This window comes from Cupriavidus nantongensis, from assembly GCF_001598055.1.
GTDB lineage: Bacteria > Pseudomonadota > Gammaproteobacteria > Burkholderiales > Burkholderiaceae > Cupriavidus > Cupriavidus nantongensis.
In genome coordinates, this window is record NZ_CP014844.1 from 379,578 (window position 1) to 402,726 (window position 23,149).

The 23,149-nt window shown below is 69.6% G+C and carries 25 protein-coding genes; 17 read left to right on the forward strand and 8 right to left on the reverse strand.

The genetic code is table 11. The features are described 5' to 3' along the window. Positions 1-93 precede the first annotated feature (93 nt). From mreC to A2G96_RS01670, 6 genes are all read left to right on the forward strand, one after another. Entirely contained in the window at positions 94-1,059 is a 966-nt protein-coding gene (gene mreC, locus A2G96_RS01645; protein WP_062796177.1) for a rod shape-determining protein MreC, read from the forward strand. After that, entirely contained in the window at positions 1,056-1,568 is a 513-nt protein-coding gene (gene mreD, locus A2G96_RS01650) for a rod shape-determining protein MreD (protein WP_062796179.1), read from the forward strand. Before mreC ends, mreD begins: the two co-directional genes overlap by 4 nt. Before the next feature lie 50 nt (positions 1,569-1,618). Continuing rightward, positions 1,619-3,925: a penicillin-binding protein 2 gene (mrdA, locus tag A2G96_RS01655; RefSeq protein ID WP_062796181.1), complete on the forward strand. Its 2,307-nt coding sequence runs from the start codon at positions 1,619-1,621 to the stop codon at positions 3,923-3,925. Between the two features lie 11 nt (positions 3,926-3,936). After that, a complete protein-coding gene (rodA, locus tag A2G96_RS01660; protein ID WP_062796183.1) occupies positions 3,937-5,079 on the forward strand; it encodes a rod shape-determining protein RodA in 1,143 nt (380 codons plus the stop codon). A gap of 82 nt (positions 5,080-5,161) precedes the next feature. Next, a complete protein-coding gene (locus tag A2G96_RS01665) occupies positions 5,162-5,848 on the forward strand; it encodes a DUF484 family protein (protein ID WP_062796185.1) in 687 nt (228 codons plus the stop codon). Between the two features lie 23 nt (positions 5,849-5,871). After that, positions 5,872-6,948, forward strand: coding sequence for a tyrosine recombinase XerC (locus A2G96_RS01670; protein ID WP_062796187.1), 1,077 nt, complete (start codon positions 5,872-5,874; stop codon positions 6,946-6,948). Between the two features lies 1 nt (position 6,949). Here A2G96_RS01670 and A2G96_RS01675 read toward each other — a convergent pair whose 3' ends face one another. Further along, complete coding sequence (locus A2G96_RS01675; RefSeq protein ID WP_062796190.1) at positions 6,950-7,906, reverse strand: transcriptional regulator GcvA; 957 nt, start codon at positions 7,904-7,906, stop codon at positions 6,950-6,952. Positions 7,907-8,154: 248 nt separating this feature from the next. Between A2G96_RS01675 and A2G96_RS01680 the strand changes: the two genes are divergently transcribed. The 3 genes from A2G96_RS01680 (at position 8,155) to lipA (ending at position 10,466) form a co-directional block, all read left to right on the forward strand. Next, positions 8,155-8,523 carry a DUF2917 domain-containing protein gene (locus A2G96_RS01680; RefSeq protein ID WP_062796192.1) on the forward strand — a complete coding sequence of 123 codons (369 nt, stop codon included), beginning with the start codon at positions 8,155-8,157 and terminating at the stop codon, positions 8,521-8,523. Positions 8,524-8,692: 169 nt separating this feature from the next. After that, positions 8,693-9,421 carry a lipoyl(octanoyl) transferase LipB gene (gene lipB, locus A2G96_RS01685; RefSeq protein WP_062796194.1) on the forward strand — a complete coding sequence of 243 codons (729 nt, stop codon included), beginning with the start codon at positions 8,693-8,695 and terminating at the stop codon, positions 9,419-9,421. Between the two features lie 40 nt (positions 9,422-9,461). Further along, entirely contained in the window at positions 9,462-10,466 is a 1,005-nt protein-coding gene (gene lipA, locus A2G96_RS01690) for a lipoyl synthase (RefSeq protein WP_062796196.1), read from the forward strand. A gap of 101 nt (positions 10,467-10,567) precedes the next feature. Here lipA and A2G96_RS01695 read toward each other — a convergent pair whose 3' ends face one another. Then, positions 10,568-10,789: a type II toxin-antitoxin system RelE/ParE family toxin gene (locus A2G96_RS01695; protein WP_231909648.1), complete on the reverse strand. Its 222-nt coding sequence runs from the start codon at positions 10,787-10,789 to the stop codon at positions 10,568-10,570. A gap of 86 nt (positions 10,790-10,875) precedes the next feature. After that, entirely contained in the window at positions 10,876-11,154 is a 279-nt protein-coding gene (locus A2G96_RS01700; RefSeq protein WP_062802006.1) for a ribbon-helix-helix domain-containing protein, read from the reverse strand. A gap of 211 nt (positions 11,155-11,365) precedes the next feature. Here A2G96_RS01700 and pxpB point away from each other — a divergent pair, with 211 nt between their 5' ends. From pxpB to pcp, 6 genes are all read left to right on the forward strand, one after another. Then, the gene (gene pxpB / locus A2G96_RS01705) at positions 11,366-12,013 is read left to right on the forward strand and encodes a 5-oxoprolinase subunit PxpB (RefSeq protein ID WP_062796198.1); all 648 of its coding nucleotides are present in this window, start codon (positions 11,366-11,368) and stop codon (positions 12,011-12,013) included. Continuing rightward, positions 12,010-13,029, forward strand: a complete 1,020-nt coding sequence (locus tag A2G96_RS01710) for a 5-oxoprolinase subunit C family protein (RefSeq protein WP_062796200.1) — start codon at positions 12,010-12,012, stop codon at positions 13,027-13,029. Before pxpB ends, A2G96_RS01710 begins: the two co-directional genes overlap by 4 nt. A 35-nt stretch (positions 13,030-13,064) precedes the next feature. After that, positions 13,065-13,805, forward strand: coding sequence for a 5-oxoprolinase subunit PxpA (gene pxpA / locus A2G96_RS01715; RefSeq protein WP_062796202.1), 741 nt, complete (start codon positions 13,065-13,067; stop codon positions 13,803-13,805). 107 nt (positions 13,806-13,912) lie between these two features. Beyond that, positions 13,913-14,641, forward strand: coding sequence for a DUF969 domain-containing protein (locus tag A2G96_RS01720; RefSeq protein ID WP_062796204.1), 729 nt, complete (start codon positions 13,913-13,915; stop codon positions 14,639-14,641). A gap of 10 nt (positions 14,642-14,651) precedes the next feature. Next, positions 14,652-15,602, forward strand: a complete 951-nt coding sequence (locus A2G96_RS01725; protein ID WP_012351412.1) for a DUF979 domain-containing protein — start codon at positions 14,652-14,654, stop codon at positions 15,600-15,602. 15 nt (positions 15,603-15,617) lie between these two features. Further along, positions 15,618-16,268, forward strand: coding sequence for a pyroglutamyl-peptidase I (pcp, locus tag A2G96_RS01730; protein WP_062796206.1), 651 nt, complete (start codon positions 15,618-15,620; stop codon positions 16,266-16,268). 37 nt (positions 16,269-16,305) lie between these two features. Here pcp and A2G96_RS01735 read toward each other — a convergent pair whose 3' ends face one another. The 5 genes from A2G96_RS01735 to A2G96_RS01755 all read right to left on the reverse strand — a co-directional run bounded on the left by A2G96_RS01735 (position 16,306) and on the right by A2G96_RS01755 (position 21,231). After that, entirely contained in the window at positions 16,306-17,556 is a 1,251-nt protein-coding gene (locus A2G96_RS01735) for a VanZ family protein (RefSeq protein ID WP_062796208.1), read from the reverse strand. An 18-nt stretch (positions 17,557-17,574) separates the two neighbouring features. Continuing rightward, entirely contained in the window at positions 17,575-18,237 is a 663-nt protein-coding gene (locus A2G96_RS01740) for an ABC-type transport auxiliary lipoprotein family protein (protein ID WP_417926422.1), read from the reverse strand. Positions 18,238-18,302: 65 nt separating this feature from the next. Continuing rightward, positions 18,303-19,247, reverse strand: coding sequence for an MlaD family protein (locus A2G96_RS01745; protein WP_062796216.1), 945 nt, complete (start codon positions 19,245-19,247; stop codon positions 18,303-18,305). Next, positions 19,244-20,104, reverse strand: a complete 861-nt coding sequence (locus A2G96_RS01750) for an ABC transporter ATP-binding protein (RefSeq protein ID WP_062796217.1) — start codon at positions 20,102-20,104, stop codon at positions 19,244-19,246. Before A2G96_RS01750 ends, A2G96_RS01745 begins: the two co-directional genes overlap by 4 nt. Next, on the reverse strand, positions 20,101-21,231 hold the full coding sequence (locus tag A2G96_RS01755; protein WP_150124040.1) for an MlaE family ABC transporter permease: 1,131 nt from the start codon (positions 21,229-21,231) through the stop codon (positions 20,101-20,103). The genes A2G96_RS01750 and A2G96_RS01755 overlap by 4 nt, the downstream gene beginning before the upstream one ends. A 188-nt stretch (positions 21,232-21,419) precedes the next feature. On the opposite strand from A2G96_RS01755, the gene A2G96_RS01760 reads away from it, so the two are divergent. Both A2G96_RS01760 and A2G96_RS01765 read left to right on the forward strand, forming a co-directional pair. Beyond that, complete coding sequence (locus tag A2G96_RS01760; protein ID WP_062796218.1) at positions 21,420-22,295, forward strand: biotin--[acetyl-CoA-carboxylase] ligase; 876 nt, start codon at positions 21,420-21,422, stop codon at positions 22,293-22,295. Further along, positions 22,292-23,143 carry a type III pantothenate kinase gene (locus A2G96_RS01765; RefSeq protein ID WP_062796219.1) on the forward strand — a complete coding sequence of 284 codons (852 nt, stop codon included), beginning with the start codon at positions 22,292-22,294 and terminating at the stop codon, positions 23,141-23,143. The genes A2G96_RS01760 and A2G96_RS01765 overlap by 4 nt, the downstream gene beginning before the upstream one ends. Positions 23,144-23,149 lie beyond the last annotated feature (6 nt).

The following is a 23,149-nucleotide window of genomic DNA, read 5'->3' on the forward strand; positions in this document are numbered from 1 at the left end:
CGACCGTGCCGCGCCTGTCCCCGCCAGGGGCCGGTGCGCGGCAAGGCGGGCGGCGGGGCGTTTCCGCGTGGCCTCCGGCCTTTGTTCGGGTAAATGGATTACTCCCCTCCGCCGCTCTTCAAGCAAGGCACCTCGGCCGTCGCCAGGCTGGTCCTGTACGTGGGCATCGCGCTGGCGCTGCTGGTGGTCGACGCGCGTTTCGACGCGCTGCGCGTGGGCCGGCAGGTGGCCGCGACCGTGCTGATGCCGGTCGAGCGCCTGGTGCTGGCGCCGCGCGACGCGCTGCGCGCCATGTTCGACTATGCCCAGTCGTCGGCGACGCTCGCCACCGAGAACCGCGAGCTGCGCCAGAACGCGGTGCAGCAGGCGCAGGCCTCGGTGCGCCAGGCCCAGCTCGAGGCCGAGAACAACCAGCTGCGCAAGCTGCTCGGGCTGGCGCAGCAGTCGGCCACGCCGGTGACCGCGGCCGAGATCCTGTATGACGCGCGCGACCCGTACAGCCAGCGCATCGTCATCGACAAGGGCAGCCAGCACGGCCTGCGCGCCGGCTACCCGGTGATCGACGAGCGCGGCGTGGTGGGGCAGGTCACGCGCGTGTCGCCGTTCCAGTCCGAGGTGACGCTGCTGACCGACAAGGACCAGGCGATTCCGGTGCAGGTGGTGCGCAACGGCCTGCGCAGCGTGGCCTTCGGCGGCGCGCGCGCGGGCCACCTCGACCTGCGCTTCATGGCCGCCGCCGCCGACCTGCAGCAGGGCGACCTGCTGGTGACCTCGGGCCTTGACGGCACCTATCCTCCCGGCCTGCCGGTGGCGAAGATCGTGCAGATCGAGCGCAAGGCCGATACCGCGTTCTCGCGCGTCTATTGCGAGCCGGTCGCCGGCGTGCGCGCGCACCGCCAGCTGCTGGTGGTGCGCTACGACGCCGCCATCCCGGCGCGCGAAACGGTCGAGGCGCGGCCGGAAGCGCCGGTCAAGGGCGCCAAGTCGGCCGCGGCGCGCGCCGCCGCCGACAGCGCCGCGGCCGGCAAGGCCGCGCCCGCCAAGGAGGCACCACGGTGACCAATCCCCAATACCTGCTGCGGCCGGTCAACCCGGCCTTCATCGCCTTCAGCTTCGTGCTGGCGTTCCTGTTCAACCTGATGCCGTGGGGCACCACGCTGTGGATCCCGGACATGGTGGCGCTGGTGCTGGTGTTCTGGAACATCCACCAGCCGCGCAAGGTGGGCATGGGCGTGGCCTTCGTGCTGGGCCTGCTGATGGACGTGCACGATGCCCGGCTGCTGGGCGAGCACGCACTGGCCTACACGCTGCTGGCCTACTTCGCCATCACCATCCACCGCCGCGTGCTGTGGTTCACGGTCTATACCCAGGCGCTGCACGTGCTGCCGCTGCTGTTTATCGCGCACGCGGTGCCGGTGCTGATCCGGCTGGCGATGGGCGCGCCGCTGCCCGGCTGGCCGTTGCTGCTGGCGCCGGCGATCGAGGCGCTGCTGTGGCCGCTCGCCACCAGCCTGCTGCTGGCGCCGCAGCGCCGCTCGACCGATGTCGACGAGACCCGGCCGATCTGACGCCGCCACCGCCATCGTCCACCACCGATTTCTCCAGGCCACGCAGTACCATGACCGAAATCCGCAACGTCGAACTGGAAATCGGCCGCTTCCGCATCCGCGTGGCGGCCGCGGCGCTGTTCACGGTGGTCTGCTTCGGCCTGCTGTTCTCGCGCTTCCTGTGGCTGCAGTGGTACAAGCATGACCAGTACTCGGCCAAGGCCGAGGACAACCGCATTTCGGTCGCGCCGATCGAGCCCAACCGCGGCATCATCATGGACCGCAACGGCATCGTGCTGGCGCGCAATTATTCGGCGTACACGCTCGAGATCACCCCGTCCAAGCTGACCGATACGCTCGACAACACCATCGAAGGCCTGTCCGCGCTGGTCGAGATCCAGCCGCGCGACCGGCGCCGCTTCAAGCGGCTGATGGAGGAGTCGCGCAGCTTCGAAAGCCTGCCGATCCGCAGCCAGCTGACCGACGCGGAGGTGGCGCGCTTCTCCGCGCAGCGCTTCCGCTTCCCCGGCGTCGACGTGCGCGCGCGGCTGTTCCGCCAGTACCCGCTGGGCGAGTCGGCCTCGCACGTGATCGGCTACCTGGGCCGGATCTCGCAGCGCGACCAGGAGCGCATCGAGGCCATGGACGTGGCCAACGATGCCGACGGCGCCAAATATGACCCGCGCAAGGATGCCGACAACTACAAGGGCACCAACTACATCGGCAAGATCGGCCTGGAGCAGAGCTACGAGAGCGAACTGCACGGCCTGACCGGCTTCGAGGAAGTGGAAGTCAGCGCCGGCGGGCGCCCGATCCGCACGCTGTCGACCTCGCCCGCCACACCCGGCAACAACCTGATCCTGTCGCTCGACATCCGCCTGCAGCAGCTGGCCGAGGCGCTCTATGGCAACCGCCGCGGCGCGCTGGTGGCGATCGAGCCGTCCACCGGCGACATCCTCGCCTTCGTCTCCAAGCCCACCTTCGACCCCAACCTGTTCGTCGAGGGCATCGACACCAATACCTGGAACGAACTGAACAACTCGCCCGACAAGCCGCTGCTGAACCGACCCCTGCGCGGCACTTATCCGCCGGGCTCGACCTACAAACCGTTCATGGCGCTGGCGGCGCTGACTACCGGCAAGCGCACCGCGGCGTGGGGCATGTCCGACCCCGGCTATTTCACGCTGGGCAACCACACCTTCCGCGACGACAAGCCGGGCGGCCACGGCTGGGTCGACATGCACAGCTCGATCGTGCATTCGTGCGACACCTACTACTACGCGCTGGCGCGCGACATGGGCGTCAACGGCATCCACGACTTCATGAAGCCGCTGGGCTTCGGCCAGATCACCGGCATCGACATCGAGGGCGAAAGCCGCGGCATCCTGCCGTCGACCGACTGGAAGCGCCGCGCCTACCGCAAGCCGGAGCAGCAGAAGTGGTACGAGGGCGAGACCATCTCGCTGGGCATCGGCCAGGGCTACAACAGCTTCACCATCCTGCAGCTGGCGCAGGCGACCTCGGTGATCGTCAACGACGGCAAGGTGATGAAGCCGCACCTGGTCAAGGCCATCGAAGACGCGGTCACGCGCAAGCGCACGCTGACCGTGCCCAAGGAGAGCTACACCATCCCGTTCAAGCAGGCCGACATCAACGTGATCAAGCGCGCCATGGTGGCGGTGACGCATTCGGGCACGGCCGCGCGCGTGTTTGCCGGCGCCGCCTACGAATCCGCCGGCAAGACCGGCACCGCACAGACCTACAGCCTGGCCAAGGGCGAGAAGTACAACCACCACGCGCTCGCCGAGCACAAGCGCGACCACTCGCTGTACACCGCCTTCGCGCCGGCCGACAACCCCAAGATCGCGCTGGCGCTGATCGTCGAGAACGCCGGCTTCGGCGCCGCGGTGGCCGCGCCGATCGCGCGCAAGGTGATGGACTACTACCTGACCGGCAAGTGGCCCGCCGAGCTCGAGGCGATCGCGCCGCCCGCGGGCGAGCGCGTCGCCGGCCGCGCGCCGGTCGATACGCCGAGCGTGTTCACCACCGGCCAGACCGCCAGCATTGCCAGCGCCACGGTGATGTCCAGCGGCGGCGCCCCGGCCAGCGGCGCTGACGCCAGCGCGGTGGCGGCGGCCTCGGCCGCGCAGGTGCCGACGCCCGAGGCGATCGCCGCGATGCTCGACCCCGATGCGATCGCCCCGGCCTCGGCGGTGCAGACGCTGGATGAGCGCATGCTGCAGGCGCTGGGCCACAGCAAGCCGCAGGCCCCCGCGCCGGCCTCGGCGGCGGCCGTGCCGGCCAAGGCGCCCGCACCCAAACCACGCGTCAGGCCCGTGGCTGCCAAGGCAGCCAGCGGGGCCGACGCCTCTCGCTGAAGGAGACGCGCATGGATCGACGCCGCGTCATGTCCCTGGTCAAGACCGCGCTGACCGGTTTTGACAAGCCGCTCTCGCTGATCGTGTTCCTGCTGTTCGCCACCGGCATCGTGGCGCTGTACTCGGCCGCCATCGACATGCCGGGCCGGGTCGAGGACCAGTTGCGCAACATCCTGCTGTCGTACGTGGTGATGTTCGTGATCGCCTACCTGCCGACGCAGACGCTGATGCGGGTGGCGGTGCCGATCTATACGGTCGGGGTGGCGCTGCTGATCGCAGTGGCCATGTTCGGCCTGATCCGCAAGGGCGCGCGCCGCTGGCTCTATGTCGGCATGGTGATCCAGCCGTCCGAGATCATGAAGATCTCGATGCCGCTGATGCTGGCGTGGTACTTCCAGAAGCGCGAGGGCGTGATCCGCTGGTTCGACTTCGTCGTCGCGCTGGTGCTGCTGCTGATCCCGGTGGGCCTGATCGCCAAGCAGCCCGACCTGGGCACGGCGCTGCTGGTGATGGCCGCGGGCCTGTACGTGATCTATTTCGCCGGGCTGTCGTGGAAGCTGATCCTGCCGCTGATGGCGATCCTGGTGGTCGCCATCACGCTGCTGATCACCTTCCAGAACGACATGTGCGCGCCGGGCGTGAACTGGCCGGTGCTGCACGACTACCAGCAGCACCGCGTCTGCACGCTGCTGGACCCGACCAGCGATCCGCTCGGCAAGGGCTTCCACACGATCCAGTCGATCATCGCGATCGGCTCGGGCGGGGTCGAGGGCAAGGGCTGGCTCAAGGGAACGCAGACCCACCTGGAGTTCATCCCGGAAAAGCACACCGACTTTATCTTCGCCGTGTACTCGGAAGAGTTCGGCCTGATCGGCAACGCGGTGCTGCTGGTGCTGTATCTGCTGCTGATCTTCCGCGGGCTCTTTATCGCGGCCAATGCGCCGACGCTGTTCTCGCGGCTGCTGGCGGGATCGATCACGCTGATCTTCTTCACCTATGCCTTCGTCAACATGGGCATGGTCAGCGGCATCCTGCCGGTGGTGGGCGTGCCGCTGCCGCTGCTGAGCTACGGCGGCACCGCGCTGGTGACGCTGGGCGCGGGCATCGGCATCTTGATGAGCATTTCGCGGCAGAAGCGGCTGATTCAGACGTAGGCGGGGTTGCTCGCCTCGGACTCTTTTGCTTTGGTGGGTTTGCTAAACTGCCACCCACTTTACCTCTACCGGTCCACGCCCCATGAACGCCCAAGACGTTGCCGCCTACCTGCAGAGCCATCCCGAGTTCTTCGAAGAGCATGCCGAGCTGCTGGCCGCGGTGCAGCTGACCAGCCCGCACAGCCATCGTGCCGTGTCGCTGCAGGAGCGCCAGATGGAAATCCTGCGCGAGAAGAACAAGGGCCTGGAGCTGCGCCTGGCGGACCTGGTCCGCCATGGCCACGAGAACGACCGCACCCAGCAGCGCCTGCACGACTGGCAGTTGCGCCTGCTGGCCGAGGCCGATTCGCATGCGCTGCCGTATGCGGTGCAGGACGGCCTGCAGCAGGTGTTCGACGTGCCGGCGGTGGCGCTCAGGCTGTGGGATGTCGCCGAGCAGTACGCGCACATGGAAGTCGCGCAGGGTGCCAGCGAAGACCTGCGCATCTTTGCCGAGGGCCTGCGCGCGCCATACTGCGGCAGCAACAGCGGCTTCGAGGCGGCCAGCCTGCTGGAGCGCGACGATATCACCTCGCTGGCGATGGTGACGCTGCGCGTGCCGCTGCCCGCCGGCAAGGCAGAGGCCGGCGCCGACGTGCGGGGCGCCGCCTTTGGCCTGCTGGTGCTGGGCTCGCCCGATCCGCGCCGTTTCCACGACGGCATGGGCACCGCCTACCTGTCGCAGATCGGCGAGGTCGCGGGCGCCGCGCTGAACCGGCTGCGCGACTGAAGCCGCGGCCTTGCGATAACGCCATGACGGCACGCCGGCCGCCGCGCGCTGTGGTCCCATCGTCGGCGCCCGCGGACGGCGAAGCGCCCCTGCCAGACCCGCTGGTCGCGCGCTACCTCGACTGGCTGCGCGGCAGCCGCAAGCTGGCCGAGCACACGCTGTCCGGCTATGCGCGCGAACTGCGCGTGCTGCAGGCGCACGCGGCGCAGCATGCGCCGGGCGTCGCGCTGCTGGCGCTGCAGACCCACCATATCCGCCATTTCGCCGCGCGGCTGCATGCCGCGGGGCTGGTCGGCACCAGCATCGCGCGCGCGCTGTCGGCATGGCGCGGCTTCTATCTGTGGGCGGCGCGCCATGGCCATGGCGTGACCGTGAATCCGGTCGACGGCGTGCGCGCGCCGCGCTCCGGGCACGCGCTGCCCAAGGCGCTGTCGGTCGAGCACGCGGTGGCGCTGGTGGCGCACCCTGCCGGCACCGATGCCGAGGCGCTGCGCGACCAGGCCGTCTACGAACTGTTCTACTCGAGCGGGCTGCGGCTGTCCGAGCTGGTGCAGCTGGACCTGCGCTATGCCGATGCCGACGGCTACCGCTCCAGCGGCTGGCTCGACCTGGCCGGCGCAGAGGTGACCGTGACTGGCAAGGGCTCGCGCCAACGCTCGGTGCCGGTCGGCAGCAAGGCCATCGCCGCGCTGCAGGCGTGGCTGGCGGTGCGCGACGGCTTGCTGCGGCCGGGCGCCGCGCCCGAAGACGCCAATGCGCTGTTTCTCGGCCCGCGCGGGCGGCGCCTGTCGATGCGCACGGTGCAGCTGCGGCTCAAGCAGCAGGCGCTGCGCGCCGGGGTGCCGGCCGACGTGCATCCGCATATGCTGCGGCATTCGTTTGCCACGCACCTGCTGCAATCTTCCGGCGACCTGCGCGCGGTGCAGGAGATGCTGGGCCATGCCAGCATCTCGACCACGCAGGTCTACACCGCACTCGATTTCCAGCACCTGGCCAAGGTCTACGACAAGGCCCATCCGCGTGCCGGCCGCGCGCGCAGGAAACCGGCGGCCGATGCCGCGGCCGGCGCGGCGCCAATCGACGAGACCCAGGAAGACTGACTCACTCCCACTGCGCCAGCACCTCGCGGAAGCGCTCGATCTCGGGCAGCAGCCAGCCGCGGAACGCCTGCACCTTGGGCAAATTGAGTGAACCCGGCGCGCACACGAAGTACAGCAGCCACGGGCACGGGATGCTGACGTCGAACAGCCGCACCACGCGCCCGGACAGCAGGTCGTTGCACGCCAGCGACGAGCGGATCAGCGCGATGCCCTGGCCTTCCGAGGCGGCCTGCAGCAGCAGCGACGAATCTTCCAGCAGCAGGCCCTTGCGCGGCTCGGGCCAGTCCAGCCCGGCGGCCTCGAACCACGGCTTCCACGGATCGCCCTCGCCGCGCAGCAGCGGCATGCCCGCCATGTCCTGCGGCCGCGCCGGCAGCCGGCCGCCGTTGAAGGCCGGGCTGCACACCGGGAAGAACACGTCGTCGAGCAGCCGCTCCACATACAGGCCGGGATAGTCGCCGCTGCCCATGCGCAGCGCGACATCGACTTCTTCGTGCGCAAAGTTGACCAGCGTGTTCGACGACAGCAGCTCGACATCGAGTTCCGGGTGGCGCTCGATAAAGCTGCCGATGCGCGGCGTCAGCCAGCGCGCGGCGAATGACGGCATGGTGCTGATGGTCAGGCGCTTGTCGCGGTTGCCGGCCTGCAGCGCGCGCGTGGCATCGGCGATCTGCAGCAGCGCGTCGCGCACGCGCTCGGCATAGAGCCGGCCCGCCGGGGTTAGCGCCACGCGCTTGCCGTGGCGCTCGAACAGCGGCATGCCCAGTTCCTCTTCCAGCGCACGGATCTGATGGCTGACCGCGCCGTGGGTGACGAACAGCTCGGTAGCCGCGCGCGAGAAGCTCTCGTGCCGCGCCGCGGCTTCGAACGCGCGCAGCGCGGTCAGAGCCGGCAGGCGCGGCAACTCGCGGTGCCAGCCGCGCGGCAGGTCTTTCTCCCAGGCGCTTTTCCAGGCCATGGCCGCCTCCAGACGAACGGGGTTATGTGAGATTGGCTAACAAGAACAAAGAAAATATATCGTTTTGATAGTGGTCGGGCAATCACTAATATTCCATCACCGGCCCCCGCAGTTGCACACCTCTTTGCAGCGATGTTCGCAGGATTTAACTGGCCTGGTCCCCTTGCCGGGCCAATTCCTGCGACTCGCCGCGAATCCGTATTGCGTCTGGCGTATCCCCGCCAGGGCCGGCCGAACGGAGAACCACCATGAAAACCGTGCTCACAACGACCGAGTTCACCCTGAATCCTGGCGAAGTCACCACGCTGTCGGTGCATGCGGCCCAGCGCCTCCATATTGCCGAGGCCCGCGGCACCGATGTCTGGCTGACCCGCGAGAACGATTCCGAGGACTACTGGCTGCGTTGTGGCGGCAGCCTGCTGCTGCGCGCCGGGGACGAGGTGGTGCTCAGCATCGACCCGCGCGCCTTGCATCCGGTGCGCCTGGCGCTGATTGCCGAGGCCCGCCGCCCGGCGCTGGCGCTGGCCGACCTGCCGCACCTGGTGTACCGCAGCCTGCGCCGCCTGGTTCGAGGCACCGAGTGGACGCCTAACCAGGACCGGGTCACCGCCTCCTGAAGCGGGGCCGGGCGGGGCAGCCTCCGCGTCGCACCGGGACCGGGGCCATCTGCGCCTGGTCTGGTCGCGTGACGCATCGGACGGTTCGCCGCCCCGGGCACGCTGAAGGGGCCGAGGCGGGGCAAGTTGGGGGCCGGCGCAAGCCGGCCCTTTTCGTTACACTCTCGCCATGCATCCGATTCAAGTCATCGAACGCGGCCGCGAGGACTATCAGCCGTGTTTCGACGCGATGCGCGCCTTCACCGCCGCACGCACCCCCGAGACGCCCGACCAGGTCTGGCTGGTCGAGCATCCGCCGGTCTACACGCTGGGCCAGGCGGGCGACCCCGCGCACCTGCTGGCCCCGGACGAGCGGATTCCGGTGGTGCAGATCGACCGTGGCGGACAGATCACGTATCACGGCCCGGGACAGGTGGTGGCCTACCTGCTGCTGGACCTGCGCCGCCGCCGGCTGATGGTGCGCGAGCTGGTGCACGGCATCGAGCAGGCCGTGCTGGACACGCTCGCGGCGTATAATCTCGCAGCCGAACGCAAGCCCGGCGCCCCCGGCATCTACCTGTCCGGCGGGCCGCACCAGGGCGCCAAGATTGCCGCGCTCGGCCTCAAGATCCGCAACGGCTGCAGCTACCACGGCGTCAGCCTCAACGTGCAGATGGACCTGTCGCCGTTCCTGCGCATCAATCCCTGCGGCTATGCCGGCCTGGAAACGGTCGACATGGCCACCGCGGGCGCCACCTGCCCGGTGGCGGATGCCGGTGGCGCCCCAGTGCCCGTGACCGCGGCAACACAACCCGAGATCGCACAGCGCCTGGCGGCTGCATTGTGCGAGGTGCTGGCAGCGCACGAGGCTCGCGTGCTGGCGGCCGAAGAAGCTGCCGCCCCGGCCCTGGCCTCCTAGTCAAAAGCGAAATGCACGCCGAGCGCGTGCGGAGAAATGTATGAGCGACGCACTGATCGCCCCCAACGCAGCTTCCAGCGAAGCCCCGCAGTCCCCCGCGGAGCAGTACGACCCGACCCGCAAGCAGAAGTCGGCCGACAAGACCGCGCGCATCCCCATCAAGATCGTGCCGGCCGAGAAGCTCAAGAAGCCGGACTGGATCCGAGTGAAGGCCGCCACCGGCAATTCGCGTTTCTATGAGATCAAGGACATCCTGCGCGCCAACAACCTGGTGACGGTGTGCGAGGAAGCCAGCTGCCCCAACATCGGTGAATGCTTCGGCAAGGGCACGGCCACCTTCATGATCATGGGCGACAAGTGCACGCGCCGCTGCCCGTTCTGCGACGTCGGCCACGGCCGCCCCGATCCGCTCGACGTGAACGAGCCGGGCAACCTGGCCCGCACCATCGCGCAGCTGAAGCTGAACTACGTGGTCATCACCAGCGTCGACCGCGACGACCTGCGCGACGGCGGCGCCCAGCACTATGTCGACTGCATCTCGCAGACGCGCGAGCTGTCGCCCAATACCCGCATCGAAGTGCTGGTGCCCGACTTCCGCGGCCGCCTGGACAAGGCGCTGGACATCCTGCAGGCGTGCCCGCCCGACGTGATGAACCACAACATGGAAACCGTGCCGCGCCTGTACAAGCAGGCCCGCCCGGGCGCCGACTACGCGCACTCGCTCAAGCTGCTGCAGGAATTCAAGCGCCGCAATCCCAACGTCCCGACCAAGTCCGGCCTGATGGTCGGCCTGGGCGAGACCGACGAGGAAATCCTGGAAGTCATGCGCGACATGCGCGCGCACGACATCGACATGCTGACCATTGGCCAGTACCTGGCGCCGTCGAACCACCACCTGCCGGTGCTGCGCTACGTGCATCCCGACACGTTCAAGATGTTCGAGGACGAGGCCTACAAGATGGGCTTCACCCACGCTGCCGTGGGGGCGATGGTGCGCAGTTCCTACCATGCCGACCAGCAGGCGCATCAGGCGGGGTTTGCCTGAGCGGGTTGGTTGGGAATATGAAAACGGCCGGGGATTTCCCCGGCCGTTTTTGTTCTCGCTCGTGCCCGCCTCTTGGCCAGGCGCCACTGGCCATCGTCGACTCAATCCGACTCGTTCAGCATCGTCTCGTAGTCCCGACCGCCATAGAACAAGCCAATGATGGAGACCTTGTCGGTATCCACGGCGAACGCGATCACGGCGCGCTTTCTGTAATGGGTAATCCGCAGCCCTGGCCGCACGTCATCGCGCAGGGTGCCGCGATGCGGAAATGCACTGAGCGACTCGCAATATTCCACGATCGCGTCGGTGTACCGCGCCGCGATGTAGGGCTAGGCTTCTTCGGCGATATAGTCGTACAAGCTCTCAAGTTGCTCCACGAATTCCGGCGCAAAGACTACGGGATAGGTTCTCATCGGCCTTTGGCTTTCCCTGCCTGTCTGGCAGCCAGACGAGCGCGAACGTCATCTGCGGTCACGGCACGGGACGGATCGGCCTGAAGCGCATCGTAGGCAGGGCCCACTTGCTGCAGCAGCCACGCGTCGACGGCCCGGTCACGCGCCAGCAATGTACGCAGGCCATCGCGGATGACCTCGCTTTCACTGGCATATTCGCCAGACCGCACCTTGTCCTTGACCGCCTGAGCCATTTCGGTCGGCAGCGTGACGCTCAATTGTTGCGTGGTTCGCATGACGATCTCCCATCGGTAGGATTTAATCCTACTCCCGCCGATTAGCGCCGTCCACCCGCCGACCTGCGCCCTCCTAGGGTCAACCCCGACTGTCCCCGCTCGATCCATTTCGATATGATGAATTCATCGATAAATTATCGATGAAATACCAATACGTCACATTCCGGCTTGTCTGCCTACACTGGGTAGCAAGTGCGCTACCAGGAATCTCATGAACTGCACCGTCCACCGACTTGCCGAGCAGGCGCTGCTGTACAGCGTCGCGCCGCCCGCATCGCTGGCAGTCCAGCGCCGCATCTGGGCCATGGCCGCGCGTGCTGCGGACTGGCGCGGCGTGGTCGACGTGGTGCCGGGCATGAATAACCTGACCGTGATCTTCGACGGCAGTGCCGATGTCGACGCGCTCGAGCGCAACCTGAAGCTGGCGTGGGCCTCGGGCGAGGCGCGCAATGCGACCGGCAAGCTGGTCGAGATCCCGGTGCGCTACGGCGGCGAGCATGGCCCGGACCTGGGAGACGTCGCCGCGCATACCGGCCTGACGCCGCAGGAAGTGGTGCGCCGCCATGCGGCGGGCGAGTACGTGGTCTACTTCCTCGGCTTTCAGCCCGGCTTCGCCTACATGGGCGGCCTGGCGCCGGAACTGGCCACGCCGCGCCGGCGCGAGCCGCGGGTGGCGGTGCCGGCCGGGTCGGTCGGCATCGGTGGCGAGCAGACCGGCATCTATCCGGCGGTGCTGCCGGGCGGCTGGCAGCTGATCGGGCGCACCGACGCCGAGCTGTTCGTGGCGGATCGTGATCCGCCGTCCCTGTTCGCGCCCGGCGATACCGTGCGCTTCGTTGCCGAGGAAATCATCGCGTGATCGAGATCCTTCGTCCGGGCGCGCTCGCCTCGGTGCAGGACCTGGGCCGTACCGGCTTCCGCCGTTTTGGCGTGGGCCGCTGCGGCGCCATGGACATGCTGGCGGTCGAAGTCGGCAACCGCCTGCTTGGCAATGCGCCCGGCTGCGCCGCCATCGAATTCACGCTGGGACGCGCCGCGGTGCGCTTCCATGCCGATATGCGCGTGGCGCTGGCCGGCGCCGAATGCGGCGCCAATCTTGACGGCATGCCGGTGTGGTCGTGGCATGCGTTCGACGCGCACAAGGGCGAAACGCTGACGCTGCCGTCGACGCGCGGCGGCACGCGCGTGTACCTGTGCGTGGCGGGCGGCATTGCGGTCGAGCCGGTGATGGGTTCGCGCAGCACCGACCTGAAGTCGGGCTTCGGCGGGCTGGGCGGCCGCGCGCTGCAGGAGGGCGACCGCCTGCCCGCCGGACGCCCGGGGCTGGACGCCGAGACGGACTGGATCGGCGTGCAGGCGCCGGCGTGGGCGCTGCCCGCCGCGGTCGAAGGCAAGGCCACGGCGATCCGCATGCTGCCGGGGCCGGAATACGAGGATTTCGACGCGGCCGCGCAGGCCGCGCTGTGGCAGGCCGACTGGACCGTCACGCCCAACAGCAACCGCATGGGCCTGCGCCTGGCCGGCCCGGCGCTGGCGCGTCGCCCCGAGCGCAGCGCCGACCTGCTCTCGCACGGCGTGATGCCGGGCGTGATGCAGGTGCCGCCGGGCGGCCAGCCGATCGCGCTGATGGCCGATGCGCAGACCACCGGCGGCTATCCCAAGATCGGCGTGGTGATCGAAGCGGATTTGTGGCGGCTGGCGCAGGTGCCGCTGGGCGCGCCGGTGCGCTTCGTGCAGGTCACGCTGGCCCAGGCGCAGGCGGCGCAGGATGAGCTGGCACGCTACCTGCGGCAGATCGGGCAGGCGCTGCAGTGGCAGGGCGATGGCATGCCCATTGCCGCGCGGCGGCGTACCCGCACGCGGGCCGCAGCGTAAGAGAAGGCGCCTGGGCGCCGCACAGGAGAATGGCAATGCAGATCGATTTGAACGCGGATCTTGGCGAAGGCTGTGGCAATGACGAGGCGCTGCTGGCGCTGATCAGCTCGGCCAATATCGCCTGCGGCTGGCACGCGGGCGACGCCGCCACCATGGTGCAGACGGTGAAGTGGGCGCTGGCGCATGGCGTGGCAATCGGCGCGCACCCGAGCTACCCGGACCGCGAGAACTTCGGCCGCACCGAGATGCAGCGCGACCCGGAACACGTCTACGCCGACGTGCTGTACCAGATCGGCGCGCTCGCCGCGATCGTGCGCGCGCAGGGCGGGGTGCTGCACCACGTCAAGCCGCATGGCGCGCTGTACAACCAGGCCGTGCGCGACCCGGCGCTGGCGCGCGCGATCGTGCGCGCGGTGCGCGACTTCGACGCCGACCTGGTGTTCTTCGGCCTGGCCGGCAGCCAGATGATCGACGTGGCGAAGGAGGCCGGCCTGCGCGTCAGGCAGGAGGTCTTTGCCGACCGCGGCTACAACCCCGATGGCACGCTGGTCAAGCGCGGCACGCCGGGCGCGCTGCACGAGGACGAGGAAGTCGCGCTGGACCAGACCCTGACCATGGTGCGCGAGCGGCGCGTGCGCGCCATCGACGGCAGCTGGGTACCGATTCAGGCCGAAACCGTGTGTCTGCACGGCGACGGCGCCCACGCGCTGGCCTTCGCGCGTCGCATCCGGGAACGGCTGGGCGCTGAAGGCATCGCGATCCGCGCCGGCGACTGAGCGCGTTCGCGCGCCTTCACGCCGGCATTTCCCCCACGCGGCCTGCCCCGTCACGCGTCACGACGGCTGCTGTCCGCGCGCCTTCGTTATCTTCGTTTGGTGTATCCATGGAACAGGCAGTCAATCTCTGGCCCCTAGTCGGGGTCGGCGTCATCATCGTCGGCTTCGTGCTGCGCTTCAATCCCATGCTGGTGGTCGTACTCGCCGCGCTGGCCACCGGGCTGGCCGCGCCGATGCCGCTGATGCAGATCTTCTCCGCGATCGGCACCGCCTTCGTCAAGGCGCGCAACCTGCCGCTGATCATCCTGCTGCCGCTTGCGGTGATCGGCCTGCTGGAGCGCCACGGGCTGCGCGAGCATGCGCAGGCGTGGATCGCGCGCATTGCCTCGGCCACGGTCGGGCGCCTGCTGATCGTCTACCTGGGCGTGCGCGAGCTGACCGCGGCGATCGGCCTGACCAGCCTCGGCGGCCATCCGCAGATGGTGCGCCCGCTGCTGGCGCCGATGGCCGAGGGTGCGGCCGAGAACCGCTTCGGCCACCTGCCCGAGCCGGTGCGCCAGCGCGTGCTGGCCTTCTGCGCCGCCACCGACAACGTCGGCCTGTTCTTCGGCGAGGACATCTTCGTCGCATTCGGCGCGATCGCGCTGATGCATACCTTCCTGCTGTCGTCGAACATCGAGGTCGAGCCGCTGCATATCGCCGTGTGGGGCATCCCCACCGCGATCTGCGCCTTCCTGATCCATGCCGTGCGCCTGAAGCGCCTGGACGGCTGGCTCGAGCGCGAGCTGGGCGGCAAAGCTGCCAGCGCCGCGGTGCCGGCCAAGAGCGCCGAGTAAGGAGCACGCCATGATCATTTCGATCGAATACCTGTACTGGCTCGCCGGCCTGGTGCTGGCCATCACCGCGCTGATGACCTTCACCGACCGCGCGCATCCGCGCCGCCTCAGCACCGGCCTGTTCTGGCTGCTGTACGCGATCGTGTTCCTGGCCGGCGATCGGCTGCCGCCGGCAGCGGTCGGCATCGGCGCGGTCGTGATGGCGCTGATTGCGGGCTTCGGCGGCGTCGGCCACGGCAAGCACGAAAGCCTGCCCGAGGCCGAACGCCGTGCCAGTGCCAGCCGCCTCGGCAACAAGCTGTTCATCCCGGCGCTGCTGATCCCGCTGGTGACCGTGATCGGCACCATGTTGTTCAAGGATGTCAGGATCGCCGGCGTGCCGCTGCTCGATCCCAAGAACGTGACCTTCGTTTCGCTGGGGATCGGCTGCCTGATCTCGCTGGCGGTGGTGTGCTGGCTCACGCGCGACACCGTGGCGCAGGGCCTGCGCGAGTCGCGCCGGCTGACCGAGTCGCTGGGCTGGGCGCTGGTGCTGCCGCAGATGCTGGCGATGCTGGGGCTGGTGTTTGCCGACGCCGGCGTGGGCAAGGCCGTGGCCCACCTGACCACCGCCTATATCAACCTGGACTACAAGCTGGTCGCGGTGGCGGTCTATTGCGTCGGCATGGCGCTGTTCACGGTGATCATGGGCAATGGCTTCGCCGCCTTCCCGGTGATGACCGGCGGCGTCGGCGTGCCCATCCTGGTCGGCATGTTCGGCGGCAATCCGGCGGTGATGGCGGCGATCGGCATGTTCTCTGGCTATTGCGGCACGCTGATGACGCCGATGGCGGCCAACTTCAATATCGTGCCGGCGGCGCTGCTGGAACTCGACGACAAGAACGCCGTGATCCGCGCGCAGGTGCCAACCGCGCTGGCGATCCTGGCGGCCAATATCGTGCTGCTGTACTGGCTGATGTAAGCGCAGGAGACACCCATGCCAACCGTGCTGCTGACCGGCTTCGAGCCGTTCGAGGATGAACCGGTCAACCCGTCGTGGGAAGCCGTGCGCGCGCTCGACGGCGAGCGCGTCGGCGACGCCGTGATCGTCGCGCGCCAGCTGCCGTGCGTGTTCGGCGCGGCGATCGATGCGATCGGCGCACTGCTCGACGCGCTGCGGCCGACCGTGGTGATCGCCGTCGGCCAGGCCGGCGGGCGTGCCGAGATGTCGGTCGAACGCGTGGCGATCAATGTCGACGATGCGCGCATCGCCGACAATGCCGGCGCCCAGCCGATCGACACCGCCATCGTCGCCGACGGCCCGGCCGCCTACTTTGCCACGCTGCCGATCAAGGCGATGGTGCGCGACATGCGCGCCGCCGGCGTGCCGGCGTCGGTATCGCAGACCGCCGGCACCTTCGTCTGCAACCACGTGTTCTACGGGCTGATGCACCGGCTGGCGCGGCAGCCGGATGGCGCGGTGCGCGGCGGCTTTATCCACATTCCGTATCTGCCCGAGCAGGCCGCGCGCCATCCGGGCCAGCCCAGCCTCGCGCACGAGACCCTGGTGAAGGGCTTGCGCACCGCGGTGGCGACGGCGCTGTCGACCCGCGCCGATGTGCGCGAGCAGGGCGGGCAGCTGCACTGAGCACCGGCGCGCATGTCGGCGCGCAATCCGCGCCGGCTTACTCCTGCAGGTTGGCCGCGGCCGCCTCGCGGCGCGCCGCGGCTTTCTTCATCGCATGGCGGCGCAGGCTGACCTGTTCGAAGCGCCAGATCACATAGCAGAACGCCAGGAACGGCCACAGCCAGCCGAGCCACTGCGCCAGGCTGTTGAAGTGGATGAAGCGGCCCATGCGCCAGCCCTGCTCGGAGATCCACGCGTAGGGGTTGGACGGCAGCACGTTGGTCAGCGCCACCAGCACGATCAGCGCCGCCATCGCCAGCACCGCGCGCAGCCAGCGCGGCAGGTACAGCAGCAGCGCCAGCACCAGCGAACTGGTCAACAGCGCGAAGCGCCCGCCCTCGGACAGCCAGACGAAGGCGCTTTCGGTCGGGAACTGCAGCTCGGCCGCGGTCGCCTTGAGCAGCAGCGCCGCCGCCAGCAGCCCGGCCAGGATGCGCAGCATCGGCGCGCTGCGGCGCATTGCGATCGAGGCGAACAGGCCGGTGCCGACCCAGCTGCTGGCGGTCACCAGCGATTCCAGCAACTGCTGGCTTTGCATGTCCTCGGGCCGCAGGCCGATATGGTCCTGCCACGCCTCCAGCTGCGGGAACACCATCTGCAGCACCTGCATCGGCCAGGATTCCGGGTCGGTCAGCCATTCGCGCACGATGCCGCCCATGCCGAACAGGTGCTCCTGCGGAAACACCTGCGCGAATGGCCACAGCAGCAGCAGGATGATGGCGAAGCTGGCATGCGGCTCGAACCAGGCATGGCGCAGCCGCGTCAGGCGGCCGTCGTCGATCAGCGCGCGCGTGAACGGCGCCACCACGGCGCCGCCGAGCAGTGCCCCCAGCGCGTTGGTGATCAGGTCGATGTTGGACGAGATCCGGCTGGGCAGCCAGGTCTGGAAGGCCTCCATGCACGCCGACAGCAGGGCGCCGGCCACCAGCGCCACCAGCGTGGCGCGCCCGCCCGACACGCGCGGATGCAGCGACAGCACCACCAGTGCGCCGAACGGGAAATACCCCAGCACGTTGGTGAGCAGGTCGAAGTCGGTGATATAGCGCGGCTTGGGCGCGCTGACAAAGGCAAAGGGCGAGATGCCGTTGTCGATCCAGCCCGAGAACGGGTACAGGCTGGCGTAGATCACCAGCAGCGTGAAGCAGAGCAGCCCCACGCGCGCCAGCGGCGAGTGCTGCGGGGCGGTCGCGGGTGATGCTGGCACAGCCGCCGGCGGCGGCGCGGAGAGCGGCGGGGGAGCCGGCTCCATGGCAAATCTCCTGTGGCTTTACTTTAGCTGCAGCGTGCTGATCCAGTCGAGCAGCGCGGCGATCACGGCATCGCTGGCTTCGGCCAGCGCCTTGACGCCGCCGGCACCGTCGGCGCTGGGCGCGGGGCGGCGCGCCTCGAAGGTCTGCTGGCCCAGCATGCCGTGCCGGTACACGGTGGCGCGCAGCCGCACCACGCCCGCGCTGGTGGTGGCGCTGTCGAACACCTGGTCGAACTCGAGCAGGTCGACCTTCAGCCCCGGCGCGCTGCTGTCGCCGGACCAGGCCAGCGTGCCGCGCGCGGCCACGGCCTCGCGCAGGCGTTCGTCGAACAAACGCGTGGGCGACATCACCCAGCGCTGCGTGGCATAGGCCTGCAGGCGCTGCGCCTGCGCGTACTGCAGCCGGTAGAACAGCGCATTGCCTTCCAGCCAGTTGGGCCCGTCGGTCTGCGCCACGCGCAGTTTGGGCAACGGTGCGGGCGCAGGGTTCCCGCTGCCGGAGGCCGCGCTGGTGGCCGCGCTGGTGGCGACGGCCGGGCCCAGGTCATAGGTGATGGTCGGTTCGCCGCGGGTCAGCGCGCAGCCCGACAGCGCCAGGCCGGCGGAGAAAATCAGCAGGGCCGCGCGCAGGCGGGCGGGCGTGGAGCGCAGCAAGCGTGGCATCTCGGTCGCAGGGTTCACGGCGGATTCTCGCGGTTGGCGTTTGGCGTGATCGATGGGGCGGACTTTGTCGCAGGCCGGCCGCGTTACGGGGCCGCGCTGAAGCCCGGCTCGCCCGGCCCTGGCGTGGGCGCGGGCGCGCCGAACAGCACGCTGCTCGGGCTCTCGTTGAACTGGCCGGCGGCGCGCTCGAAGCTGCGCGCGGTCTGGCGCGCGTCGCGGGCCAGGCCATTGAGCTGCGGCAGGGTCTCTTCGCTGAAGGTGCCCGCCGCCGACTGCACCGACGCGGCCGCCCCCTGCAGGTCGCGCCCGACGCTGTCGACGGTGCGCATCACGGTGCCGTTGGGGTTGGCCAGCTCCTGCGTCAGGCGCCGGGTCGATTCCAGCGTCGCGTTCAGGTTCTCGGCCACTTTCGGCAGGCGCTGCGCCGCCGGCGCGAGCGAATCGGACAGGCGCGAATAGTCTTCGGCGGTCTTGCGCACCGAGCGGATCGCCGCCATCAGCTCGTCGCGGTTGGCGTCGCGGAACATGTCGTTGAGCGAGCCCATCAGGGTCTCGGCCTGGGTCAGCAGCGAGTCGCCGCGCTTTTCCAGTTCCTCGAAGAAGCCGGGCCGCATGGCGATGCGCGCCACCGCGCGTGGCGAGGTCGGCAGCGGCGGCGAGGCGGTGGTGCCGTCATGCGCGGCGGAGTCGTCGAGCTGCACGTAGGCGATCCCGGTCACGCCCTGGAAACCCAGCGTGGCGTAGGTGGTGCGCGTGATCGGCGTTTCGCGGTTGACGTTGACGCGCACGATGATCTGGCCCGGCACCTGCGGATCGAACTTGATCGACTCGACCTTGCCCACCGCCAGTCCGCGGTACTTGACGTCGGCCTGCGGCCCGAGGCCGTTGACGGTCGAGCGGGTGATCAGGTCGTACGGCACGCGCACCGCGTGGTCGCTGCTGAACCAGAAGATCGCGAACAGCACCAGCACGGCCAGGCCGATGGTGAACACGCCGGCGAGGAAGGCGTGGGACTTGTTTTCCATCATGCTTCTCCAGGGGGCGGCGCCGCGGGCTGCCCGCTCCGGGGCAGCGCCTGCAGGGCGCGCTGGGCGCGCTCGCCCAGGAAATACTCGCGGATGAAGGGATGGTCCACCTCCACCACTTGCGCAATCGGCGCGGCCGCGATCACCTTGTGGTCGGCCAGCACCGCGACGCGGTCGGACAGCGCCACCAGCGTGTCGAGGTCGTGCGTGATCATCACCACGGTCAGGCCCAGCTCGCGGCGCAGCTCGCGGATCAGCGCGACGTAGTCGTCGGACGCCATCGGGTCCAGGCCGGCCGTGGGCTCGTCCAGGAACAGCAGCTCGGGTTCCAGCGACAGCGCGCGCGCCAGCGCCACGCGCTTGATCATGCCGCCCGACAGGTCCGCCGGCATCTTGTCGGCATCGCGCGCCGACAGCCCCACCAGCTGCAGCTTGAGCAGCGCCGCCTGGCAGATCAGGTTGTCGGGCAGCGCGCGCAGCTCGCGCAGCGGCAGCGCGATATTGTCGATCACCGACAGCGCCGAGAACAGCGCGCCGCGCTGGAACTGCAGGCCCCAGCGGCTGCGCAGCGCCTGCAGCTGTGCCGGCCGCAGCCGCGCCGGATCTTCGCCGAACACCTTGATGGTGCCCGAGGTGGGGCGCTCCAGCCCGACGATCTGGCGCAGCAGCACGGTCTTGCCGCTGCCCGAGCCGCCGACGATCGACAGCACCTCGCCGCGGTACACGTCGAGATCCACGTGGTCGTGCACCACCGCCTTGCCGAAGCGCTTGACCAGGTCGCGCACCTCGATCACCGGGGTGCGCTCCGGCGCGGGTTGCGGCGCGCGTGGCCGGGTCGGATTCTCTTGTGCCGCGTTCACAGGCCCACGTCCTTGAACAGGATGGCGAAGATCGCGTCGGCCAGGATCACGATGGTGATCGCGGTCACCACCGAGGCGGTGGTGCCTTCGCCCAGGCTCTGGGTGTTGGGCTTGATGCGCAGCCCGAAGTGGCACGCAGTCAGCGCGATCAGGATGCCGAACACCACGCCCTTGCCCAGCCCCAGCCACAGGTTGGCCACCGGCACCGCATCGGGCAGCTCGCGCAGGAAGAAGGTGGCGCTGATGCCCAGCTGCATGCGCGCGGCCAGCATGCCGCCGGCCAGCGCCATCACGTCGGTCCATGCCACCAGCAGCGGCATGGCGATGGCCAGCGCGATCACGCGCGGCATGATCAGCCGGAAGCCGTGCGAGATGCCCATCACGCGCATCGCGTCCAGCTCCTCGGTCACGCGCATCACGCCGATCTGCGCGGTGATGGCCGAGCCCGAGCGCCCCGCGATCAGGATCGCGGCAAGCACTGGCCCCAGTTCGCGGATCACGGCCATGCCCAGGATATTGACGATGAAGGTGCTGGCGCCGAAGGTGCGCAGCTGGTTGGCCGACAGGTACGACAGCACGATGCCGATCAGGAAGCCGACCAGCGCCGTGATCCCCAGCGCCTTGTAGCCGACGTTGTAGATATTGGCCGAGATCTCGCGCCACGGGCCGCGCTGCGGCATGCGCGCGAAGCGCAGCAGGTCGAACGCCAGCTGGCCCAGCATGGTGATGCCGTTGCCCAGCTGCGCGCCGAACGACAGCACGTTGGCGCCGAACAGCATGACCGGGTTGAAGCGGTCCACCATGTGCTTTTTCCAGCCCTCGTCGTGCACCGCGGCGATGCGCTCGAACACCCGGCGCTGGCCCTCGCTGGCCTCGAGCCGTTGCGGCAGCGCGCCGTTCCAGGCCTGCCACAGCAGCTGCCCGCCGATATGGTCGAGGCGCTCGACGCCGGCCAGCGACCATTGCGCGTGATCCGGGGCCTGCGCCAGCTCGTGCAGCTGCGCGCGCAGCTGCCGCGCCTGGCGGCAGCCGGCCAGCGCGAGCGCGGTCCAGTCGCCACGCAGCTGTACGCTGACGGTTCCGTCCCCGCGCGTGATCTGGAAGTCTGGCGTCGTCTGGCGTTCCAAGGGCTAGCGATGTGATGGCCGAGTCTCGATTCTAAGCCACGCGCCCGGCTGGCGCGACCGCGCCGTGCCCGGCCGCATGCCCCGGCGCGCGGCACGGCTACAATGCGGCATCTGCCGCAGGCACGGGTTATGGCCCGGATCCAGCCTGTGCCGACCGCGATCCCGCCCATCCCCATCCATTGCCGCGCATGTCCGCCGTTCCTCCGAATTCGCCCGATCCTTCCGCCGCCATGGCCTGGCGCATCGATGAAGGCGCGCTGCGCGCCATGCTGTCGCCCGCGCTGCGCGACTGGACCCTGGAACTGGTCGAGGAAACCGGCTCGACCAATGCCGACCTGACCGCGCGCTGCCGCCAGGCGCCGTGGTCCGATGCCGGCACGCTGCGCCTGGCCTATCGCCAGACCGCCGGGCGCGGACGCCAGGGCCGGCCATGGCAGGGGCAGGCCGGCATGACCTTCTCGGTGGCGCTGCCGCTGGCGCTGGCGCCGGCGCAGCTGAGCGGCCTGAGCCTGGCGGTGGGCCTGGCGCTGGCCGAGGCCCTGGGCGACGTGGCCCCGGCGCTGGGCGCGCGGGTCGGGCTGAAATGGCCCAATGACCTGCAGATCGACGGCCGCAAGCTGGCCGGCATCCTGATCGAATCGGTGCCGGCGGGCCCGCAGCGGGTCTGGGCGGTGATCGGCATCGGCCTGAACCTGGTGCGCGATGCGCAGATGGAGGCCGCGCTGGGCCGCGAACTGGCGGGCGTGGCCGAGGCCATGCCCGGCTTCGATGCCGGGCGCGATGCGCCGCGCCTGCTGGCCGCGGTGCTGGAGCGGCTGGTGGCGATGCGCGCGGACTTCCTCGCGCACGGCTTCGGGCCGATGGCGCGGCGCTGGTCCGCCGCCGATGCCTACCGCGACCAGCCGGTGCGGCTGCTGCACGACGGCCAGGTGATCGCCGAAGGCATGGCGCGCGGCGTCGACGAGGCCGGCCACCTGCTGCTGGAAACGCCCGCGGGCCTGGAGCGCATCGCCAGCGGCGAACTGTCGCTGCGGCCCGCTGCGGGCAAGGACGGGCACGCATGACCGCGCCGCGCCTGCTGGTCGATATCGGCAATACCCGGCTCAAGTGGGCGTGGTGCGACGCCGGTGCGGCACTGCCCGCCACCGCTGGCACCGCTGCGCTGCCGACGCCGTGGCAGCACGCCGGCGCGGTCACGCATGCCGCCGACGGCGCGCTGCAGGCCCTGGCCGCCGAGCTGCGCGTGCTGCGCGCCGGCGGGCCGATGCCGTCGGTGTGGATCAGCAACGTGGCCGGGCCGGTGCTTGCCGCCGACGTCGATGCTACGCTGGCCGATGCCTTCGGCGGCTGCGCGCCGGTGCAATGGGTGCGCAGCGCGGCCGTGCATGGCGACCTGGCCAACGGCTATCGCGAACCGACCCAACTGGGCGTCGACCGCTGGATCGGCGCAGTCGGCGCGCACCGCTGGCTGCCGCGCGACACGTTGCTGCTGGTCACTGCCGGCACCGCCACCACGCTCGATATCGTCACCGTGACGGAGGCTGGCGGCGCGCGTTTCGAAGGCGGGCTGATCCTGCCGGGGCTGGCGCTGATGCTGGGCACGCTGGCGCGCAATACGGCGCAGCTGCCGGCGCTGGATGTGGGCGAGGCCGGCAGCGTGGCGGGCGCGCAGCGGCGCTGGGCCGACAACACCCACGACGCCATTGCCGCCGGCTGCCTGGCCGCGCAGGCGGGCGCCATCGAGCGCACCTGGCGCGCGCTGGGCGAGCGCGGCGATGCTGCGCGCCCGCCGCGCTGCCTGCTGTCAGGCGGCGCCCGCGGCGCGCTGGCCGGGGCGCTCGCGGTGCCGTTCGAGATGCACGATAATCTGGTGCTGCTCGGCCTGCATGCAATGGCCATGGCCGACGCGTAACCACGC

What these genes read in the sequence shown, in the direction of transcription:
- mreC (WP_062796177.1), top strand. Translation starts at nt 94, where the DNA reads ATGGATTACTCCCCTCCGCCGCTCTTCAAGCAAGGCACCTCGGCCGTC.
- mrdA (WP_062796181.1), top strand. Translation starts at nt 1,619, where the DNA reads ATGACCGAAATCCGCAACGTCGAACTGGAAATCGGCCGCTTCCGCATC.
- rodA (WP_062796183.1), top strand. Translation starts at nt 3,937, where the DNA reads ATGGATCGACGCCGCGTCATGTCCCTGGTCAAGACCGCGCTGACCGGT.
- A2G96_RS01665 (WP_062796185.1), top strand. Translation starts at nt 5,162, where the DNA reads ATGAACGCCCAAGACGTTGCCGCCTACCTGCAGAGCCATCCCGAGTTC.
- A2G96_RS01670 (WP_062796187.1), top strand. Translation starts at nt 5,872, where the DNA reads ATGACGGCACGCCGGCCGCCGCGCGCTGTGGTCCCATCGTCGGCGCCC.
- A2G96_RS01675 (WP_062796190.1), bottom strand. Translation starts at nt 7,906, where the DNA reads ATGGCCTGGAAAAGCGCCTGGGAGAAAGACCTGCCGCGCGGCTGGCAC.
- A2G96_RS01680 (WP_062796192.1), top strand. Translation starts at nt 8,155, where the DNA reads ATGAAAACCGTGCTCACAACGACCGAGTTCACCCTGAATCCTGGCGAA.
- lipB (WP_062796194.1), top strand. Translation starts at nt 8,693, where the DNA reads ATGCATCCGATTCAAGTCATCGAACGCGGCCGCGAGGACTATCAGCCG.
- lipA (WP_062796196.1), top strand. Translation starts at nt 9,462, where the DNA reads ATGAGCGACGCACTGATCGCCCCCAACGCAGCTTCCAGCGAAGCCCCG.
- A2G96_RS01700 (WP_062802006.1), bottom strand. Translation starts at nt 11,154, where the DNA reads ATGCGAACCACGCAACAATTGAGCGTCACGCTGCCGACCGAAATGGCT.
- pxpB (WP_062796198.1), top strand. Translation starts at nt 11,366, where the DNA reads ATGAACTGCACCGTCCACCGACTTGCCGAGCAGGCGCTGCTGTACAGC.
- pxpA (WP_062796202.1), top strand. Translation starts at nt 13,065, where the DNA reads ATGCAGATCGATTTGAACGCGGATCTTGGCGAAGGCTGTGGCAATGAC.
- A2G96_RS01720 (WP_062796204.1), top strand. Translation starts at nt 13,913, where the DNA reads ATGGAACAGGCAGTCAATCTCTGGCCCCTAGTCGGGGTCGGCGTCATC.
- A2G96_RS01725 (WP_012351412.1), top strand. Translation starts at nt 14,652, where the DNA reads ATGATCATTTCGATCGAATACCTGTACTGGCTCGCCGGCCTGGTGCTG.
- pcp (WP_062796206.1), top strand. Translation starts at nt 15,618, where the DNA reads ATGCCAACCGTGCTGCTGACCGGCTTCGAGCCGTTCGAGGATGAACCG.
- A2G96_RS01735 (WP_062796208.1), bottom strand. Translation starts at nt 17,556, where the DNA reads ATGGAGCCGGCTCCCCCGCCGCTCTCCGCGCCGCCGCCGGCGGCTGTG.
- A2G96_RS01745 (WP_062796216.1), bottom strand. Translation starts at nt 19,247, where the DNA reads ATGATGGAAAACAAGTCCCACGCCTTCCTCGCCGGCGTGTTCACCATC.
- A2G96_RS01760 (WP_062796218.1), top strand. Translation starts at nt 21,420, where the DNA reads ATGTCCGCCGTTCCTCCGAATTCGCCCGATCCTTCCGCCGCCATGGCC.
- A2G96_RS01765 (WP_062796219.1), top strand. Translation starts at nt 22,292, where the DNA reads ATGACCGCGCCGCGCCTGCTGGTCGATATCGGCAATACCCGGCTCAAG.